At 65.3% G+C, this 18,821-nt stretch carries 16 protein-coding genes; 13 read left to right on the top strand and 3 right to left on the bottom strand.

Going from position 1 to position 18,821, the window contains the following annotated elements; all coding sequences use genetic code 11:
• Positions 1-2: 2 nt before the first annotated feature.
• Complete coding sequence (locus GOACH_RS11955) at positions 3-452, bottom strand: MarR family winged helix-turn-helix transcriptional regulator (protein ID WP_005174907.1); 450 nt, start codon at positions 450-452, stop codon at positions 3-5.
• Positions 453-510: 58 nt separating this feature from the next.
• Between GOACH_RS11955 and GOACH_RS11950 the strand changes: the two genes are divergently transcribed.
• Complete coding sequence (locus GOACH_RS11950; protein WP_005174905.1) at positions 511-879, top strand: cupin domain-containing protein; 369 nt, start codon at positions 511-513, stop codon at positions 877-879.
• Between the two features lie 153 nt (positions 880-1,032).
• Here GOACH_RS11950 and coaA read toward each other — a convergent pair whose 3' ends face one another.
• Positions 1,033-1,974, bottom strand: coding sequence for a type I pantothenate kinase (gene coaA / locus GOACH_RS11945; RefSeq protein ID WP_005174902.1), 942 nt, complete (start codon positions 1,972-1,974; stop codon positions 1,033-1,035).
• Positions 1,975-2,072: 98 nt separating this feature from the next.
• On the opposite strand from coaA, the gene GOACH_RS11940 reads away from it, so the two are divergent.
• The 4 genes from GOACH_RS11940 (at position 2,073) to phoH2 (ending at position 7,226) form a co-directional block, all read left to right on the top strand.
• Entirely contained in the window at positions 2,073-3,311 is a 1,239-nt protein-coding gene (locus GOACH_RS11940) for a hypothetical protein (RefSeq protein WP_005174900.1), read from the top strand.
• A gap of 55 nt (positions 3,312-3,366) precedes the next feature.
• Entirely contained in the window at positions 3,367-4,644 is a 1,278-nt protein-coding gene (gene glyA / locus GOACH_RS11935) for a serine hydroxymethyltransferase (RefSeq protein WP_040518542.1), read from the top strand.
• Between the two features lie 75 nt (positions 4,645-4,719).
• A complete protein-coding gene (locus GOACH_RS11930; RefSeq protein WP_005174896.1) occupies positions 4,720-5,592 on the top strand; it encodes an acyl-ACP desaturase in 873 nt (290 codons plus the stop codon).
• Positions 5,593-5,918: 326 nt separating this feature from the next.
• Entirely contained in the window at positions 5,919-7,226 is a 1,308-nt protein-coding gene (gene phoH2, locus GOACH_RS11925; RefSeq protein WP_005174894.1) for an RNA 5'-3' helicase PhoH2, read from the top strand.
• Positions 7,227-7,377: 151 nt separating this feature from the next.
• Here the strand turns inward: phoH2 and GOACH_RS11920 are convergent, their stop codons facing one another.
• Positions 7,378-8,772, bottom strand: a complete 1,395-nt coding sequence (locus GOACH_RS11920; protein WP_005174892.1) for an NAD(P)/FAD-dependent oxidoreductase — start codon at positions 8,770-8,772, stop codon at positions 7,378-7,380.
• A gap of 193 nt (positions 8,773-8,965) precedes the next feature.
• Here GOACH_RS11920 and GOACH_RS11915 point away from each other — a divergent pair, with 193 nt between their 5' ends.
• The 8 genes from GOACH_RS11915 to GOACH_RS11880 all read left to right on the top strand — a co-directional run bounded on the left by GOACH_RS11915 (position 8,966) and on the right by GOACH_RS11880 (position 18,781).
• Complete coding sequence (locus tag GOACH_RS11915) at positions 8,966-10,618, top strand: amidohydrolase (protein WP_005174890.1); 1,653 nt, start codon at positions 8,966-8,968, stop codon at positions 10,616-10,618.
• Positions 10,615-11,733 (top strand): ABC transporter ATP-binding protein, encoded by a 1,119-nt coding sequence (locus GOACH_RS11910; protein ID WP_005174888.1) that lies wholly within the window; start codon positions 10,615-10,617, stop codon positions 11,731-11,733. Before GOACH_RS11915 ends, GOACH_RS11910 begins: the two co-directional genes overlap by 4 nt.
• Complete coding sequence (locus GOACH_RS11905; protein ID WP_005174886.1) at positions 11,730-12,914, top strand: polyamine ABC transporter substrate-binding protein; 1,185 nt, start codon at positions 11,730-11,732, stop codon at positions 12,912-12,914. Before GOACH_RS11910 ends, GOACH_RS11905 begins: the two co-directional genes overlap by 4 nt.
• On the top strand, positions 12,911-14,767 hold the full coding sequence (locus tag GOACH_RS11900; RefSeq protein ID WP_005174884.1) for an ABC transporter permease subunit: 1,857 nt from the start codon (positions 12,911-12,913) through the stop codon (positions 14,765-14,767). Before GOACH_RS11905 ends, GOACH_RS11900 begins: the two co-directional genes overlap by 4 nt.
• Positions 14,768-14,835: 68 nt before the next feature.
• On the top strand, positions 14,836-15,660 hold the full coding sequence (locus GOACH_RS11895; RefSeq protein WP_040518495.1) for an SDR family NAD(P)-dependent oxidoreductase: 825 nt from the start codon (positions 14,836-14,838) through the stop codon (positions 15,658-15,660).
• A gap of 41 nt (positions 15,661-15,701) precedes the next feature.
• The gene (locus GOACH_RS11890; RefSeq protein ID WP_005174881.1) at positions 15,702-16,967 is read left to right on the top strand and encodes an acyl-CoA dehydrogenase family protein; all 1,266 of its coding nucleotides are present in this window, start codon (positions 15,702-15,704) and stop codon (positions 16,965-16,967) included.
• Positions 16,968-16,975: 8 nt separating this feature from the next.
• A complete protein-coding gene (locus GOACH_RS11885; RefSeq protein WP_040518538.1) occupies positions 16,976-18,013 on the top strand; it encodes a phosphotransferase family protein in 1,038 nt (345 codons plus the stop codon).
• A 72-nt stretch (positions 18,014-18,085) separates the two neighbouring features.
• The gene (locus tag GOACH_RS11880; protein ID WP_005174879.1) at positions 18,086-18,781 is read left to right on the top strand and encodes a TetR/AcrR family transcriptional regulator; all 696 of its coding nucleotides are present in this window, start codon (positions 18,086-18,088) and stop codon (positions 18,779-18,781) included.
• The last annotated feature ends 40 nt before the right edge of the window (positions 18,782-18,821 follow it).

The raw sequence follows: 18,821 nt of genomic DNA, 5'->3' as shown, positions 1-18,821 counted from the left end.
GGTTAGGTCTGCGGGTGCGACGGCATGTCCGCCAGCACCCGTAGGGCGTCGAGGACCTCCGCGAGTACGCCGTCGCCCATTGCGTCGGCCAGGGCGTCGGCCTCGGCCGCCGCTGCCGCCGTTGCCAGTCGTGTGACGGCGCGCCCACGCTCGGTGAGTTCGATCAGACGGGCACGCCGATCGTCGGGATCTGTTCTGCGCGTCACGTACCCGTCGCTTTCCAGTGCGTCGACGATGGCCGCTGCGGATTGCTTGGTGACGCCGATGAAGGCTGCGATGTCGTTGATCGAGGCGCCCGCCTGCGAGATTCGGGTGAACACGAGTCCGTGAATCGGGCGAAGCGTCGGATGGCCCCGGCGTGAGATCCGGTCGTTGATGCGTTCGCTCACTGCGGACTGTGCGCGCATCAGCAGGAACGGCAACTGTGCGCGGGGAGGGGTGAGGCTTGACATATAGACAGTTTAGCTGTCTATATATAGACAGCCAGACTGTCTATATATAGGAGCTGTCATGCCACTCGTCACCCGTTCGACCACATACGACATGCACGGGGCGTCGTTCGAATCATTCGTATCGCCGCGCACAGGAAGCCGTGATCTCTGCGCCTGGCGGACGACGCTGTGTCCCGGTCAGTCGGGGACCGAGCACACCGTCGATTCCGAGGAGGTGATGCTCGTGCTCTCCGGTGCGCCGCGGCTTGCGCTCGACGGCGTGCAAGTCGACGCCGAGCCGGGCTCGGTGATCTTCGTGCCTGCGGGAAGCTCTGTGTTACTGGATAATCCGGGAGACGTCGAGGCCGAAGTGTGGGTGACCTCGGTGCCCGGCCTGACTGCCTCGACGAGGGATGGCGGTCGCATCAGCCCGCCGTGGGTGCAGTGATCGGCGTGGGTGTCGTGATCAGGTTGGGTGGGGTACGCAGGTGACGGGGCTGCGGATGACGCAGAGTCGACCGCAGCCAGATGTGTGTCGAATCGGTCGATGTGGTTGCTGCAGCACCCACATCCTTCGATTGGGCCCACATCCGCGTGCGATCTACAACTTGCGCAACCGAACCCGGTTGATCGAGTGGTCGGCGTCCTTGCGGAGCACCAGCGTCGCCCGTGGCCTCGTGGGCAGGATGTTCTCCCGGAGATTCGGCAGGTTGATCGACGTCCAGATGTCGCGTGCGGCGGCTTTGGCCTGGTCGTCGGTCAGCGACGAGTAATGGTGGAAATGCGAGTTGGGGTCGGCGAACGACGTCGACCGCATCTGCAGGAATCGCGAGATGTACCAGTTCTCGATATCGGCGGTTTTCGCGTCGACGTAGATGGAGAAATCGAACAGGTCCGACACCATGAGCGTCGGACCCGTCTGAAGCACGTTGAGACCCTCCAGGATGAGGATGTCGGGTTGATGCACATAGTGCATCACGTCGGGGACGATGTCGTAGGTGAGGTGTGAATAGACCGGTGCCGTCACCTCGCGCGCGCCCGACTTGACCTCGGTGACGAATCGCAGCAGGCCCCTACGGTCGTAGGATTCGGGAAAGCCCTTGCGGTGCATGATGCCTCGACGCTCGAGTTCCCTCGTGGGGAGTAGGAATCCGTCGGTGGTGACGAGGTCGACCTTCGGGTGCGACTCCCAGCGGGCGAGTAGCGCGGCGAGGATTCGGGCGGTCGTCGACTTGCCGACGGCCACGCTTCCGGCGATCCCGATCACGAAGGGAACCTGTTTGGTGGTCTGTCGGTCGCCGAGGAAGGTCGACGTCGCTGCGAAGAGTCGTTGTCGGGCGGCGACCTGGAGGTGGATGAGACGCGACAGCGGGAGGTAGACCTCGGCCACCTCTCGGAGATCGACGTTCTCGCCCATGCCGACGAGCTGGTCGAGCTCGTTCTCGTTGAGCACCATCGGCATGGATTCACGCAGGTCACGCCATTGCTTGCGATCGAGCTCCAGATACAGACTGGGATCGCGGCCGGTGGTGTCGCGCGCCATCAGCGGGCTCGTCCCATGGGCGATCGCGAGTCACACCTCGTCGTCATGGCCTACAGCTTAGAAGGGCGCGTCGAAGTCGCTGTCGGTAGCCTTCCATCATGGCAACGTCGTACAGCGAGTCGGCTACCCCGGAGATGGATCTCACCACCGATTATCTGCGGCTCGGTCTCGCCTTCGACCGGCTCGAAGAGGGCTTCGTCGATGCATACACCGGTGATCCTGCGTTGCGTGCCGAGGTCGCCTCGGGACCGGCTCCCGACCCCGCCCGGCTCGCCGATCGCGCGCGCGGGCTGCGTGGCGAACTTCCCGCGGGACTCCCCGCCGACCGGGCTGCGTTCGTCGACGCCCATCTACGCGCGCTGGAGTGTTCGGCACGCAAGTTCGCCGGGGAACCGATCGGATTCGTCGACGAGGTCCGTGCCTACTTCGACGTCGACATCTCGCTCGCCGACACCGACGACTATCGAAAGGCGCACGGCGAGTTGGGTTCTGCGCTCGGCGTACCTGACGCGAGTGGACCGGTGCTCAGCGATGCCTACGCGGCGTACCGACGCGCAGACGAGATCCCGCCCGAGCGTGTCGACGAATGCGTGCGTGCGTTCAGCGGTGCACTGCGTGAGCGGGTCAGGGACGAGTTTCCGTTGTCCGACAACGAGATAGTCGAGTTCGAGGTGGTGACCGACAAGCCGTGGTCGGGTTTCAACTACTACCTCGGCAACTACCGCTCGCGGGTCGCGATCAACGCCGACCTCACGCAATACATGTCGTCGCTGCCGCATCTCATCGCACACGAGGCGTACCCGGGGCACCACACCGAGCACTGCCGTAAGGAGCAGATCCTCGTCGGCGGTGGGCAGGCCGAGCAGACCATCTTCCTGGTCAACACGCCGCAGTGTCTGATGGCGGAGGGGCTCGCCGACCACGCGCTGCATGCAGCCATCGGCGACGACTGGGGGTTGTGGGCGCAGGAGATCTACGCCGACCTCGGGCTGCGATTCGACGGTGAGCGCGCCCAGCGAGTCGGCAGGGCGTCGTCGGGCCTGCTGACCGTGCGACAGGACGCCGCCCTGATGTTGCACGACCAGCATGCCGACGTCGACGTCGTTGCGGGCTTCCTGGAACGCTGGCTGCTCGCTCCTCCGGAACGGGCGCGACAGATGTTGCGATTCCTCACCTCACCGCTGTGGCGGGCCTACATCTCTACCTACGTCGAGGGATACCGACTGTTGGAGGAATGGCTTGAACAGGTGCCCGCGCAGGGACGGCTCGAGCGATTCGGCAGGCTTCTCGATGAGCCACTGACCCCAGCGCTGCTCCGAGCCGAACTGGGCCAATAGACTGTTCGCCATGACCGAGAACCCCATCTCAGCGAACACCGCGAGTCTGAACTCGATGTCCCTGGCCGAGCTCGACCCCGACGTGGCCGCCGCGATGAACGGAGAGCTGAGTCGTCAGCGCGACACCCTCGAGATGATCGCCTCGGAGAACTTCGTTCCGCGCGCTGTGCTGCAGGCCCAGGGCAGTGTGCTCACCAACAAGTACGCCGAGGGGTACCCGGGACGCCGGTACTACGGCGGCTGCGAGTACGTCGACGTCGTCGAGGACATCGCGCGCAACCGTGCCAAGGAGCTCTTCGGTGCCGACTTCGCCAACGTGCAGCCCCACTCGGGGGCGCAGGCGAACGCCGCGGTGCTGATGGCGCTGATGAACCCGGGGGAGAAGCTCCTCGGCCTCGACCTCGCGCACGGCGGCCACCTGACCCACGGGATGCGGCTGAACTTCTCGGGCAAGCTGTATGAGAACCACTTCTACGGTGTCAGCAAGGAAGACTTCCGGATCGACATGGACGAGGTGCGCAAGATCGCCCTCGACGTGCAGCCCAAGGTGATCGTCGCGGGCTGGTCGGCATACCCGCGCACACTCGACTTCGACGCGTTCCGGTCGATCGCCGACGAGGTCGGTGCCTACCTGTGGACCGACATGGCCCACTTCGCCGGACTCGTCGCCGCCGGTCTGCACCCCAACCCGGTCCCTGCGTCCGACGTCGTCTCCTCGACGGTGCACAAGACCCTCGGTGGTCCACGCTCGGGCATCATCCTCGCCAAGCAGGAGTGGGCCAAGAAGCTCAACTCGTCGGTCTTCCCCGGACAACAGGGCGGACCGCTCATGCACGCCATCGCGGGCAAGGCCGTCGCACTCAAGATCGCGGGCACCGAGGAGTTCGCCGACCGCCAGCGCCGCACGCTCTCGGGCGCCAAGATCCTCGCCGAGAGGCTGACCGGCTCCGACGTCGAGAAGGCCGGTGTCTCGGTCCTCACCGGCGGTACCGACGTCCACCTGGTCCTGGTGGACCTGCGCAGCAGCCCGCTCGACGGCCAGCAGGCCGAAGACCTTCTCCATGAGGTGGGTATCACGGTCAACCGCAACGCGGTGCCGTTCGATCCGCGCCCGCCGATGGTCACCTCCGGTCTGCGGATCGGCACCCCTGCGCTCGCGACGCGCGGCTTCGGCGACGAGCAGTTCACCGAGGTCGCCGACATCATCGCCACCGCGCTCGCGGCCGGGTCCGACGCCGACGTGTCCGCGCTGCGCGGACGGGTGTCGCGACTGGCGCTCGACCACCCGCTGTACGACGGACTCGAGGAGTGGGGGCTGATGAGCCGGGTCTGACCTGGACATCTGGCCAGAATCGGGGAGGTCGGGGCGGTTTGAAATCGCCACCCCGGCATCCGTATCCTTGGCGCGATGAACGTACTGAGCGAAGACGAACTGATCATCGCGCTGGAGAAGGCCCTCCCCGAGGTCGCCGAGGATCACCAGCTCGCTTCCACCGTGTGGAATCCGCACGAGTACGTGCCGTGGGACGACGGCCGCAACTTCGCCTTCATGGGCGGCGACGATTGGGATCCCTCGCAGCAGACGCTGTCCGACGAGACGGCGGCGGGGCTGCTGGCGCTCCTCCTGACCAAGGACAACCTGCCGTCGTATCACCGCATTCTCGCGAAGTACTTCCCGGCGTTCTCCGACTGGCGTCAGCTCGTCGGCGTGTGGACGGCAGAGGACAACCGCCACGCGGTGGTGCTGCGCGACTACCTCGTCGTCCGTCGCGCGATCGACCCGGTCGATGCCGAGGAGCGTCGTCGAGTTCACGTCACCGCGGGTTACCGGCAGAACGAGGCGCAGGTCGACGAGCTCAAGCCGCTCGACGTGCTGGCACTCATGGCCGTACACGAGGCACAGAGCGTGAAGTTCATCGAGAAGATGCAGGCATCGGTGACCGACGACATCCTCGCCCAGATCCTGCACAAGGTCGCGGGCGACGACGAGACGTCGTCGCGCACCTTCGTCAACCTGCTCGGCGCCGGGCTCGTCGCCGACCAGGACACGGCTGTCATCGCCCTCGACAAAGCGCTCGCACGGGGACTCGACGAGCCGATCGGCTTCGACATCGTCGACTTCGACGAGCAGCGCGCACTGATCGCCGACTACCAGGACGAGAGCACCATCGACGCGATCGCGGCGTCGATCGTCGATCAGTTGAAGCTTGAAAGTGTCGACGGGCTAAACGACGAGGCGGCCGCGGCAAAGGCTCGTATCCTCGCGCGCGCCGGTCGCTGAACAGCGCATTCTCCCTGCTGACGGACGTATCGTCACCACGGCATCGCTTCTGCGCGTCGTGGTTCGACGATACGTCCGTTTACGCATATTTCACGTAGACACACCCGTTTACGTCGCGCCGGAACGTCGGTATCCGCGTACGTTGACCAATGACGGGCCGCGGGGAAGCGGTTCGTCCGGGAGGTTCACATCGTGGGTTGCACCAGCAGCACGAGGGGGCCGGCCCCGGTCCTCGTCCACCTCGGCTGACGCCGGGAAACGGACAAGAACCAGCCGGTCATCGAAGAACTGGTTTGTGCGGGTGCCGCACAAACGTAGGAGCCCACGTGACCACACGCACCTACGTCCTCGACACCTCCGTGCTGCTCTCCGATCCCTGGGCAGTCACACGATTCGCTGAACACCACGTCGTCCTGCCGTTGGTCGTCATCAGCGAACTCGAGGGCAAACGTCACCACCACGAGCTCGGTTGGTTTGCACGTGAGGCATTACGACTGCTCGACGACCTGCGTCTCGAACACGGACGACTCGACGTCCCGCTGCCGATCGGCGATGACGGCGGCACCCTGCAGATCGAGCTCAATCACACCGACCCGGCCGTGCTGCCCGCAGGCTTTCGCACCGACACCAATGACTCACGCATCCTCGCGTGCGCGCTGAACCTGCGCGCCGAGGGCAAGGACGTCACGCTGGTGTCCAAGGACACGCCGCTGCGCGTGAAGGCCGGTGCGGTGGGCCTCGACGCCGACGAATACCACGCACAGGACGTCGTCGTCTCCGGATGGTCGGGCATGGCGGAGCTGACCGTCGATCAGTCGGTCATCGACACGCTGTTCGCCGACGGGGTCGTCGACCTCGACGCTGCACGAGAACTGCCCTGTCATACGGGTGTTCGGCTGCTCGGGCACGGCTCGGCGAGTGCTCTGGGCCGGGTCAACGAGGCCAAGCAGGTGCAACTGGTGCGGGGCGACCGTGAGGCATTCGGGCTGCACGGGCGTTCGGCTGAGCAGCGGGTCGCGCTCGACCTGTTGCTCGACGACAGTGTCGGGATCGTGTCGCTCGGCGGCAAGGCGGGCACCGGAAAGTCGGCGCTCGCGCTGTGTGCCGGCCTCGAGGCCGTGTTGGAACGTCGCACCCAGCGCAAGGTGGTCGTGTTCCGTCCGCTGTATGCCGTTGGCGGACAACAGCTCGGCTATCTCCCCGGCGGTGAGGCCGAGAAGATGGGGCCGTGGGCGCAGGCGGTGTTCGACACCCTCGAAGGGCTCGCCTCGCCGGAGGTCATCGAGGAGGTGCTCAGCCGCGGCATGCTGGAAGTATTGCCGCTCACGCATATTCGCGGTCGATCGCTGCATGACTCGTTCGTCATCGTCGACGAGGCGCAGTCTCTGGAACGAAATGTGTTGCTGACGGTGCTGTCACGACTGGGTACGGGATCGCGGGTGGTGCTCACCCACGACGTCGCGCAGCGCGACAACCTGCGCGTCGGACGTCATGATGGCGTCGCCGCCGTCATCGAGAAGCTCAAGGGCCACCCGCTGTTCGCGCACGTGACACTGACCCGCAGCGAGCGTTCGCCTATCGCGGCACTGGTCACCGACATGCTCGAGGAGTTCGCGCCGGGCGCGACCTACTGACAGCTACTCACAAGCCCTTCCGCACAACGACTTCCGCCCGCGCACTCATACGGTGCGCGGGCGGAGGTCCGTGCCGGCGGACAGGGCAGATGTGTGTCGTATCCCAGGGCTTGGTCACTGCAGCACACACATTTCCTGAGTTGGCACACATTCACCCCGTCCGACCCGAGATCCGATCCGCAACGCGTGCAATCACACTCGTCGTCGGGGAGGTCGAGTCCATTTCCCGTCGGTCCGCCGACCGGTACGCTCCGTACATGGTCGCAACCCCCAACCAGCGCAGGGGTTCGGGCTCCCACTTCTTCGCGTGGTGTGCGACCCACGGCAGTTCGGTGAGCTCTGTCCGTTGCCCGACGACCAGGTCGCGAAGTGTGCGTGCAGCGACGTTGGTCGTCGTGAGGCCTGACCCGACATAGCCTGACGCCGAACCGATTCCAGTGGACTGATCGAAGTCGATCGATGCCGACCAGTCGCGGCTCACCCCGAGCACGCCACACCACGCGTGGGCGATCTCGACGTCGGCGGTCGCCGGGAACAACTCGTGTAGCGCTCGGATCAGTGACTGTGCGGTGCGTGGCTGGGTGGTGCCCTCGTGGTCTATTCCGGAACCGTATCGGTAGGGCACTCCGCGCCCGCCGAGCGCGATTCGACCGTCCGCGGTGCGCTGGGAGTAGGTGTAGGCATGCGCGGTCTCGCCCAGCAGTTCCGCACCTGCCCAGGCGATCTCGTCCCACATCGTCGCCGGTAGTGGCTCGGTGACGATCATCGACGAGTTGAGCGGAAGCAACGCGCGGTGCTGCCCGGGCATCGTCGAGGTGAACCCCTCGAGGCAGACCAGAATGGTCTCGGCGCGTACGGTTCCGCGCGCGGTGTGGACCGCACGTGGGCTGATCTCCTCGACAGCTGTGTCCTCGTGGATCGTCACTCCTCGACGTTCGACCGCGTCGGCCACGCCACGGGTGAGCTTCATCGGATTGACCCGCGCGCACTGGGGCGAGAACATTGCGGCCCGGGCGTGTGGGATCGACAGGCGGTGGCCGAGGGTGTCGGCGTCGAGGAGTTCCCAGTCGGTGGCACCGAGTTGGCGCTCGGCGTCGAGTTCTTCACGTAGGCGGGACTCCTGTGCGGCGCACCGCGCGATGTGCAGCACACCGGACTTCACCGCGTCGCAGTCGATGCCCTCGACGTCGATACGGGACAGGACCTCGTCCACGCCTGCGCGCATGGCCGCGGTGAGCCGACGATTCGCCTCACGACCGTCGCGACCACGTCGCTGCGCGATGTGTGCGTAATGCGACCGGTTTCCCGGCACCTCTGCCGACAACCAGCCGCCGTTGCGCCCCGACGCCCCGAAGCCGCAGAACTCCTTCTCGAGGACCACGATGCGTGCGTCGGGCAGTGCGGCCGCCAGGTAGTAGGCAGACCAGAGTCCGGTGAGTCCGCCGCCGACCACGGCAACGTCGGCGTCGAGATCGCCGACCAGGGGCGGGCGACGGCGGACAGGGCCGATCGTCGAGTACCAGAACGAGACGTCTCCATTGCGCATGACGAAGACGGTAGGCCACTCAATGTTGCAAGCAGATTAAGAAGCAGTCGTTCAGATGGAGAATGTTTGCGGAATCAGTGACGATTCTCCGCAAGAACATCGAATTTCGGCAGTTGAGCTACTGCTCGGGGGAGCTGGTCGCAGTCATCGGACCGTCGACTTCGACTGTCGGCACGGAAGGACCGCAACGCACGTGGCTGTACCTCTTCCGGACACCGTTTTTCATTCGGGCCCGGTCTTCGACGGGTATCGACTTCACGACGACTGCGCGGTGGGGGTGCGGTCGGGCCGGATTGTCGCAGTGGGCGACACCGAGAATGTGGTGGCGCAGATGCCCTCTGCCGAACGCGTCGACCTTGCCGGACGGTTGCTGCACCCGGGATTCACCGATGCCCACGTTCATGCGTTGTCGGCAGGCGTCGACCGCAACGCCTGCGACCTGACAGACGCCGACACTGCCGCGCAGACACTTCACGAGATCGCGGCGTACGCCTCAGCGACCGACCGCGACTGGATCGTCGGCTCCGGTTGGACGATGAGTCACTTCGACCGCGGGTGCCCGACGGCGACCGCTCTCGATGCCGTTGTCGGCGATCGTCCGGTGTTCCTGCTCAACCGTGATCACCATGACGCCTGGGTCAATTCGCGTGCCCTCCAGCTGGCAGGGATCGACGCGGCGACTCCGGACCCGTCGGACGGGCGCATCGAGCGCGCAGCCGACGGATCGCCCACCGGGACCTTGCACGAGGGCGCGATGGACCTCGTCGCCCGACACGTGCCGCAGCCCGGTGTCGAGGAGCAGTATTCGGGCCTGCTCACCGCTCAGGAATATCTCCACTCGCTCGGCGTCACGGGATGGCAGGAGGCCATCGTCGGCGAGTATCCGGGCATGGCAGACCTGGACTCGGTGTACTCCTCCGCGGAGGCGGCCGGCGATCTCACCGCGCAGGTGGTGGGCGCATCGTGGCTTCCGCGAGACCTCGACAGGTGGGCCATCGACGACGTCGTCGCGGGTTTCGCGGCGCGCCGGACGCACACCGCCGGTCGGCGGTGGAGCGTGCATTCGGTGAAGATCATGGTCGACGGCGTGGTGGAGAATCGGACCGCGGCGATGTCGGAACCCTATTGCCGCGACTGTGCCTGTGCTCCGGTCGACACCGGGCTGGCGTACTTCGACCAGAAGATCTTGACAGAAGCGGTCATCGCTTGTGACGCAGCAGGACTCGACATCCACTTCCACGCGATCGGCGACGCCGCCGTCACCGCAGCACTTGATGCTGTCGAGGCCGCGCGCATCGCCAACGGTCTGACCACCGGAAGACATCACATCGCGCATCTTCAACTCGTGCGCCCCACCGACCTCGTGCGGTTCGCCCGTCTGGGTGTGACGGCCAACATGCAGGCGCTCTGGGCGTGCAACGACGAATCCATGCTGGCGCTCGTGTACCCCGCCATCGGCGACGAGCGCTATCGATGGCACTACCCCTTCGGTTCACTCGAGCGGTCGGGCGCCGCCCTCGCGATGGGCAGCGACTGGGCGGTGAGCACCCCAGATCCCTGGGCGGCGATCTCCGTTGCGGTGAACCGTATTCCACCCGGCGAATCGGTCGAGCCGCTTCTACCCGACGAGGCGCTGGGCCTGACCACCGCGCTCGCCGCGTACACACGCGGATCGGCGCACCTGAACAGACGGGACCAAGCCGGTGTCATTCGGCCTGGGGCGCGCGCCGACCTCGTCGTCGAAGACCGCAATCCTTTTGCCGAGCAACCGGAATCGCTCTGGCAAACCCGAGCCGATATGACCGTCGCCGACGGCCAGATCGTTTACGAGAGGACCCATCCATGACGGCAGTCGCAACCACCACGAAGCCGGCGGGGGAGAGCACCGAGCAGCGCGGTGCCATCTCACTGCACGGCGTGACCAAGGTGTACGACAACGGCCACATTGCCGTGACGAACATTGATCTCGACGTCGCCGCGGGCGAATTCGTCTCCCTCCTCGGGCCATCGGGATGCGGCAAGACGACGCTCCTGCGCATGCTTGCAGGCTTCGAACGTCCCACCGAAGGCGACATCACGCTCGACGGAACATCGATCGTCGACGTCCCACCGGAACGTCGACCCGTGAACACGGTGTTCCAGTCGTATGCATTGTTCCCGCACATGTCGGTTGCACAGAACGTCGGATTCGGTCTGCGGCAACGCAAGGTGGCGAAGAAAGAGATCGGGCAGCGCGTCGCCGAAGCGCTCGAGCTCGTGCAGATGACCCGATTCGCCGACCGCAAACCGGCGATGCTGTCGGGTGGGCAGCAGCAGCGCGTGGCACTCGCTCGCGCGCTCGCGAACCGTCCGGACGTTCTGCTGCTCGACGAACCGATGAGTGCTCTGGACCGCAAGCTACGCGAGGAGATGCAGATCGAACTCAAACTGCTCCAGAAGGATCTGGGCACCACCTTCGTGTTCGTGACACACGATCAGGAGGAGGCGCTCTCGATGAGCGACCGCATCGTCGTGATGAGTGAGGGACGCGTCGCGCAGGTGGGAGACGGCAGGGACATCTACGCCGAGCCCGTGAATCGGTTCGTTGCCGACTTCGTCGGCAAACAGACGTTCTTCGAGGTCACCGGGACCATGACCGACGGGCGGCTTCCGACCACAGACGGACCCTTCGCCGTCGCCGACGACCCGACGGGGCTGTCAGGCGACCTCGTGGTCGCCATCCGGCCGGAGGCGATCTGGTTTGCCGAAACCCAGGTCGACATCGACAGCGCCGACAACGTCATTTCCGGCACAACCGCGGGCGTGTCCTTCCTCGGCGACCTCACACAGGTCGTGGTCACCACCGATGCGGGCACCGAGGTGTTGGTGCGTGGAGCAACGCGCAACTTCCCCGAACTCCGTGACGGTCAACGCGTCACCTGTACGTTTGCCGGAGCCGACACGCGGGTGTTCGTCAAGTGAGCCGGCAGCAGCGGATCGACGACGATCCGGTGGCGGTGCGTGCTCTTGTTCCGCAGGCGGCCGTATCGCGGATCACCCGGCGTAGCTTTCTCGCAGGGATCGGCGTGACAGTCGCAGGACTTGCCGTGACGGCGTGTGGCGGGGACAAGACGATCGCCGCGTCGAAACCCGTGTCCGGCGACATCGAAGGCCAACTCAACTACTACAGCTGGGGCGACTACGAGGACCCGGGTGATCTCGATGCTTACCGCAACAAGTTCGGCGTGCGGCTGCAGGTCGATTCGTTCGGCTCCAACGAGGAGATGATCGCGAAACTCGCTGCGGCGCGCGGTACCTCCGGCTACGACGTCGTGGTTCCGACGGGGGTGTACATCCCGCAGATGGTGGAGCACGGGTTGCTCGACGAACTCGACCACTCGCGGATACCCAACCTGAAGAACCTCGAAGAGCGGTTCTTCAACCCGCCGTGGAATCCGAACTCGCGCCACGCTGCGTGCAAGAACTGGGGCACAACGGGGTTCATGTACCAGAAGTCACTCACCGACAAGACCCCGACGTCGTGGAAGGATTTCATCGACCTCGCACGCGGGCCCGCCAAGGGCAAGGTCAGCGTGCTCGAGGACCCGTGGGAGGTCGTGTCGATCGCGATGGGATCGATGAACATCGACCCGAACACGACGAACGCCAAAGATCTTGCCGCAGCACGCAACATCCTGGTAAATCAGCTCGCTCCGACCATCCAGGGCTACAACTCGTCGATCACGTCGATCGTGTCCGGCGGCGCCTACACCTTGCTCCAGGCATGGAATGGTGATGCGCGACTGACGTTGTCGAACGAGAGCGATCCCGACAAGTGGGGGTTCGTGTACCCGTTGCCCACGGCGAATCTGTTCACCGACAACTTCGCGATCGTCCGGGGCACCCAACACCCCGGCGCTGCATACGCGTTCATCAATCACATGCTCGATCCGGACGTCTCGTTCACCGAGTTGCAGTACATCGGATACCAGACAGGAGTCAAGGGGATGGTCGAGAAGGCGAAAGCCGCCGACCTGCCGTTTCCCGAGCTGCTCTTCCCGTCCGACGAGATCGTCGACCGTCTCGTCGTCGCGACCGTCGACTCGGCGACGCAGGAGCGTACCGAGATCCTCAATCAGATGCAGGCGAGGAGCGCCCGATGACCGCCACAGACACACTCGCACCGGTACCGAAGCACTCCGAGCCGGAGAGTAGGCCGATTCGTACCCCCAAACCCCCACTCCGACAGCGTCTTTTCGGTGCGGGCGGGATGACCTTCCCGGCGTGGGCGTATATCGTCTTCTTTTTCGTGATCCCGCTCGCGCTGGTGATCTGGTACAGCTTCGGTTACAAGCCCGACCAGTTCACCACCTATGCGACCGATCGTCTGTCGCTGGACAACTACGGCGAAGCGTTCGGTGTCGACTACCGCTCGACCTTCTCCAACACGCTTCAGATCGCCGTCATCGGAGTGGTCCTCACGCTGCTGATCGGCATCCCGTTCGCGTATTGGCTTGCGGTGAAGAGCAATCCACGGCGTCGGCCGCTCTACTTGGCGCTCATCATCATCCCGTTCTTCACCAACTTTCTCGTCCGCACCATCGGCTGGCAGATCACCCTTGCGCCGTCGGGGTGGTTGTCGAGCGCGATGCAGGGCATGGGTCTCGGCGAAGTCGGTATCCTCTACACCCGCGCCGCGGTGCAGATCGGCGTCGTCTACAACTACCTGCCGCTGATGATCTTCCCGCTCTATGTCGCGATGGACCGGGCGGGGTTGTCGCTGCGCGAGGCGAGCCGAGACCTCGGCGCCAACCGGTGGACGACGTTCTTCCGGATCACGCTTCCGCTCGCCGCACCCGGCATCGCGTCGGGCGTGCTGCTGGTGTTCATCCCGCTGATGGGTGACTACGTCACGCCCTCGGTGCTCGGCGGCGCCAAGGGCACGATGGCCGGCCAGATGATCGCCGCGCAGTTCGAGACGGCGCAGAACTGGGCATTGGGCTCGGCCATGACCGTCTCGCTGATGCTCGTGGTGCTGGCGTGCGTGGTTCTCGCGGGGCTGATCGTCAAAGCCATCGCCGCGTACCTCGACAGGAGGGTCTTCGACGTCCGGCTTCCCGCACATTCGGGCGAGAAGTCGGGTTCGCTGCCGCCGTTGACGATGAAACCGCTACGGACACAGTTTGATTGGTACACCTTCGCGATCAAGGCATGGGCCGTCATCGTGTTCGTGTTCCTGTTTCTGCCCATCGCGGTCATCGTCGTGTACTCGTTCAACACAGGCCGTCTTCTGCAGCAGTTCGATTCGTTCGGGTTCACCGCGTACTCCGACGCCCTTACCAACGACACCATCGTGCGCTCGGTGGAGGTCTCGCTCGAGGTCGGCATCCTGTCAGCTCTGCTGGCAACCGTTCTCGGCGGTTTTGCCGGAATCGGAATCGGTATCTCGCGCAGGCCCCGATGGTGGTCGATCGGACTGTTGGGGTTGCTCACGGTCACACTCGTCACCCCGGACATCGCCGACGCGGTGGCTTTTCTGCCCTGGTACGTCACCCTCGGCGTGGACGGTGGACTGACGCCGTTCAACAACGGACTGTTCCGTCTCGTCATCTCGCACGCGGTGGTCTCGATGGTGGTGGTGACGTTCATCGTGCGTGCCCGGGTCGCCTCCCTCGATCCTGCCCTCGAGGAAGCGGCCGCCGACCTCTATGCCTCGCCGCTCGCGCGATTGCGCCACGTCATCCTCCCGGCGGCCATGCCGGGAATCATCGCAGGCATGCTCCTGGCGTTCACCTTCAGCCTCGACGACGTCGTGATCTCCACGTTCGTGCAGCAGCCGGGGTACACGCCGTGGCCGGTCTACGTGTTCTCCAACGTCCGCGTCGCACTACGCCCGGAGGTCGCCGCGATGTCGACGCTGATGCTCGCTCTCACCCTGGTGGTGCTCGCAATCTCCGCGGCGATCCTTCGGCGCAGCGGTGAGGACTCCAACTCGATGGTCAAGATGCTCGGCTGACGAACCGACGTCGGAAAAGAGCGGAACCGTACTTGAACCTGAAATTGGGTTCAAGTACGGTTCCGTCTATGAACATCGACGGAAGTGTAGCGATCGTCACAGGTGCGGCGGGTGGAATCGGCTCCGCAGTCGCTCGTGCTCTCGTGGACGGTGGCGCTCGCGTCGTCGTCACCGACCTCGACGACGCGGCGCTGACCAGCGCGGCTGCCGCGATCGACCCGACCGGCGAACGGATCGCCGCGCTCGCAGGGGATGCGGGATCGACAGAGCACATCGACGCGACGGTGGAGCTCGCGCAGTCGCGTTTCGGTGCCGTCGACATCTATGTGGCGAATGCGGGCATCGCGGGCCGACCGGGCCTGGCTGCATCCGATGCGGACTGGGACGTCGCGCTCAACGTCAACCTGCTCGCGCACGTGCGTGCCGCTCGGCGTCTCGTTCCCGAATGGGTTGAACGCGGCGGCGGCTACTTCGTGTCGACCGCGTCGGCGGCGGGGCTGCTGACGCAGCTCGGATCGGCCATCTACTCCACCACCAAGCATGCGGCGGTCGGCTTTGCCGAGTGGCTCAACGTCGCCTATGGCGACGATGGGGTCAAGGTGAGCTGTCTGTGCCCGATGGGCGTCGACACGCCCCTGCTCCGGCCGCGCGCGATGTCGGAGGACCGCGACGAGTTGCTGATGCAGGCGGCCGTGGAGACCGCCGGCCGGGTACTCACACCGACCGAGGTGGCCGAGGTCGTGCTTGCCGCCATCGCCGACGAGCACTTCTTGATCCTGCCGCACCCCGAGGTCCTCGAGATGTATCGCAACAAGGGCGCCGATTACGACCGCTGGCTGCGCGGGATGCGCCGGTACCAGCACACACTGCGCGATCAACTCGCCGACGCCTGACAACCCATTCACCCACAGCCTTCCACCGTAAGGAGAACCCGATGAGCCTGTTCGAGATGTCGCCGCGCGCAGCGGAATATCGCCAGCGCCTGCTGGACTTCATGGACCAGTACATCTACCCCAACGAGGCGGTGTACGAGCAGCAGATGCGCGAGCTCGACAATCCGCATGCCAACCCGCCGATTCTCGACCAGCTCAAGGAGAAGGCACGAGCGGAGGGACTCTGGAATCTGTTCCATCCGCACAAGGAGTGGGGGCCGGGGCTGACCAACCTCGAGTACGCGCCGCTCGCGGAGATCATGGGCCGCGTCGTCTGGTCGTCGGAGGTGTTCAACTGCAACGCTCCCGACACCGGGAACATGGAGGTGCTCACGCTCTTCGGCACCGACGAGCACAAGGAGCGCTACCTCAAGCCGTTGCTCAACGGGGAGATCTCCTCGGCGTTCGCCATGACAGAACCCGCGGTGGCGAGTTCGGACGCCACCAACATCGAGTTGTCGATGGTGCGCGATGGTGACGAGTACGTCCTCAACGGACGGAAGTGGTTCGCGTCCAACGCGGTTCGTCCGGATTGCAAGGTACTCATCGTGATGGGCAAGACCGATCCCACTGCGCCGACGCACAAACAGCAGTCGATGATGGTCGTCCCCACCGATGCGCCGGGTGTCACCATCGTGCGTAACCTGCCGGTCTTCGGCTACGTCGATCGCGAGAGCCACGGCGAACTGGTATTCGACAACGTTCGGGTGCCGGCCACCGATGTGCTCAAGGGCGAGGGTGAGGGCTTCGCGATCGCCCAGGCGCGCCTGGGGCCGGGACGTATCCATCACTGCATGCGGACCATCGGGATGGCCGAACGCGCGCTCGAGCTGATGTGTGCGCGAGCAGCGACGCGCGTGACCTATGGCGAGCCTCTGGCCGACCGCGCGAACATCCAGGACTGGATCGCGGAGTCGCGCATCGACATCGAGATGGTGCGCCTGCTCACTCTGAAAGCTGCAGAGATGATGGACACCGTCGGTAACAAGGCGGCGGCGACCGAGATCGCCGCGATCAAGGTGGCGGCCCCCAACGTCGCACTGAAGATCATCGACCGCGCAATCCAGGTGCACGGTGGTGCGGGCGTCACCGACGACTTCCCACTCGCCATGGCATACGCACACATTCGTACCCTGCGGCTCGCCGACGGCCCCGACGAGGTGCACAAGCGGGCTATCGCGCGGCGCGAACTGCGGCCGTACCGCACCTCACCGGCTCCCGAGACGGTTGCGGGAGTATCGGATCAGGCACTGGCGGCGCGCTGGTGAGCGCGTCGGTGGCTGGTCTCCACATTCCCGAGGTCGACGCAGAAGCGTTGCGAGGATGGTTGTCGGACAACGGGATCGAGTTCGATGATCAGGTGCATGCGACGAGAATCGGTGGTGGGCAGTCCAATCTGACCTACCTGCTCTCCGATGAATCGGGTCGGCGATACGTCCTGCGTCGACCTCCCGTCGGGCACCTGCTCGCCTCCGCGCACGACGTCGCCCGCGAGGCGCGAATCCTGTCCGCCCTGGCACCGACCGACGTTCGGGTGCCCGCGGTGTACGGCGTGTGCACCGACGAGGCGGTGACGCCGGTTCCGCTCGTCGTGATGGAATTCGTCGACGGTGTGTCGCTGGAGAAGCGGGAGAGCGCGGAGATGCTTCCCATGGCGGCGCGCCGGAACGTCGGCACGTCGATGATGCAGACGCTTGCGCACATCCATGCCGTCGATCTCGACGCGACGGGTCTGAGCGATCTCGCCAGCCACAAACCGTATGCGCACCGCCAGCTGAAACGATGGGCCGCGCAGTGGGAGCACTCCAAGACGCGCGAGATCCCCGAGTTGGATTCGTTGACCCGACGGCTCGCCGAGAATGCTCCTGAGCAGCACGAGACGTCGTTGGTGCACGGCGACTTCCACATTCGGAATGTGATGGTCGATCCGGAGACCGGCGAGGTGCAGGCCGCGCTCGACTGGGAACTGTCGACGCTCGGTGACCCGCTCGCCGACATCGGCAGCACGCTCGCGTACTGGCCCGAAGTGGGGGAGGAGATCCCGGGGCGCTTCAGTGCGGAGACCATGGATGGGTTCCCGTCCCCGTCGGACGTCGCTGCGGACTATCTGCGGATCACCGGTCGCGATCCGCAGGCGTTGAAGTATTGGCGCACGCTGGGGCTGTGGAAGGTCGCGATCATCGTCGAAGGCGTTGTGCGTCGGGTGCAGGATGACCCGACCAATCGTGCCGCCGTCGGTGTGCCGACCGCAGCAGTGGTCGATCGCTTCGTGGCGAAGGCGTCCGCGATGGCCGATGAGGCAGGACTGCGGTGAACCGATACCGTTGATCGATCCGACTGTCGGGCCAACCGCGAGGTGAGCCCCGAGATCGCCGAGGAGAATCCGATGAGCGCCGAGACCGACGAGAAGGCCGCGCCCGACACCGCGCTGGAGGTGCCGTCGGTCGCGTCTGGTTCCACCGTGCGCAAGCCGCTCACCGCACGCGGGGAGAGGACGCGCGCCTCCCTGGTGTCGGCGGCGCGCACGGTGTTCGAGCGTGACGGGTTCGCCGACTCCAGGCTCACCGACATCACGACCGAGGCGCAGTGCTCGATCGGATCGTTCTACACCTACTTCGACAGCAAGGAAGAGATACTCGACGCGGTGCTCGCCGAGGCGCATCAGGACATGCTGCATCCGGGCTTTCCCCATGTGGAGCCCGGCTCGGAGGACGACCCGACCGAGATCCTCGCTGCCGCCAATCGGGCGTATTTCGAGGCATACCGGCGCAACGCGGGATTGCGACTGGTCCTCGAGCAGGTGTCGTCGACGATGGCGGAGTTCCGCGAGAAGCGCCGGCAACGCAGCCTGGTGTTCGTCGAGCGCAACGCACGGCACATCAGGGAACTGCAGGAGCGTGGCATCGCCGATCCCGATCTCGACGCAGTAGCCGCCGCAGCGGCGCTGTCGGGCATGGTGTCGCGAATGGCCTACCAGGCGTTCATCGTCGGCGGCGAACCGTCCGACGTGGACGCGATGGTCGACACCGCCACGCGGCTGTGGGTCAATGCGATCGGAGTCCGACGCCCCGATCGCGCGTAGCCCCGCCCGGCAACGGTGCCTGCACTACTGGATTGATCTC

It is taken from the genome of Gordonia aichiensis NBRC 108223, from assembly GCF_000332975.1.
Classification (GTDB): domain Bacteria; phylum Actinomycetota; class Actinomycetes; order Mycobacteriales; family Mycobacteriaceae; genus Gordonia; species Gordonia aichiensis.
This window is presented reverse-complemented; position numbering and strand designations above follow the sequence as displayed.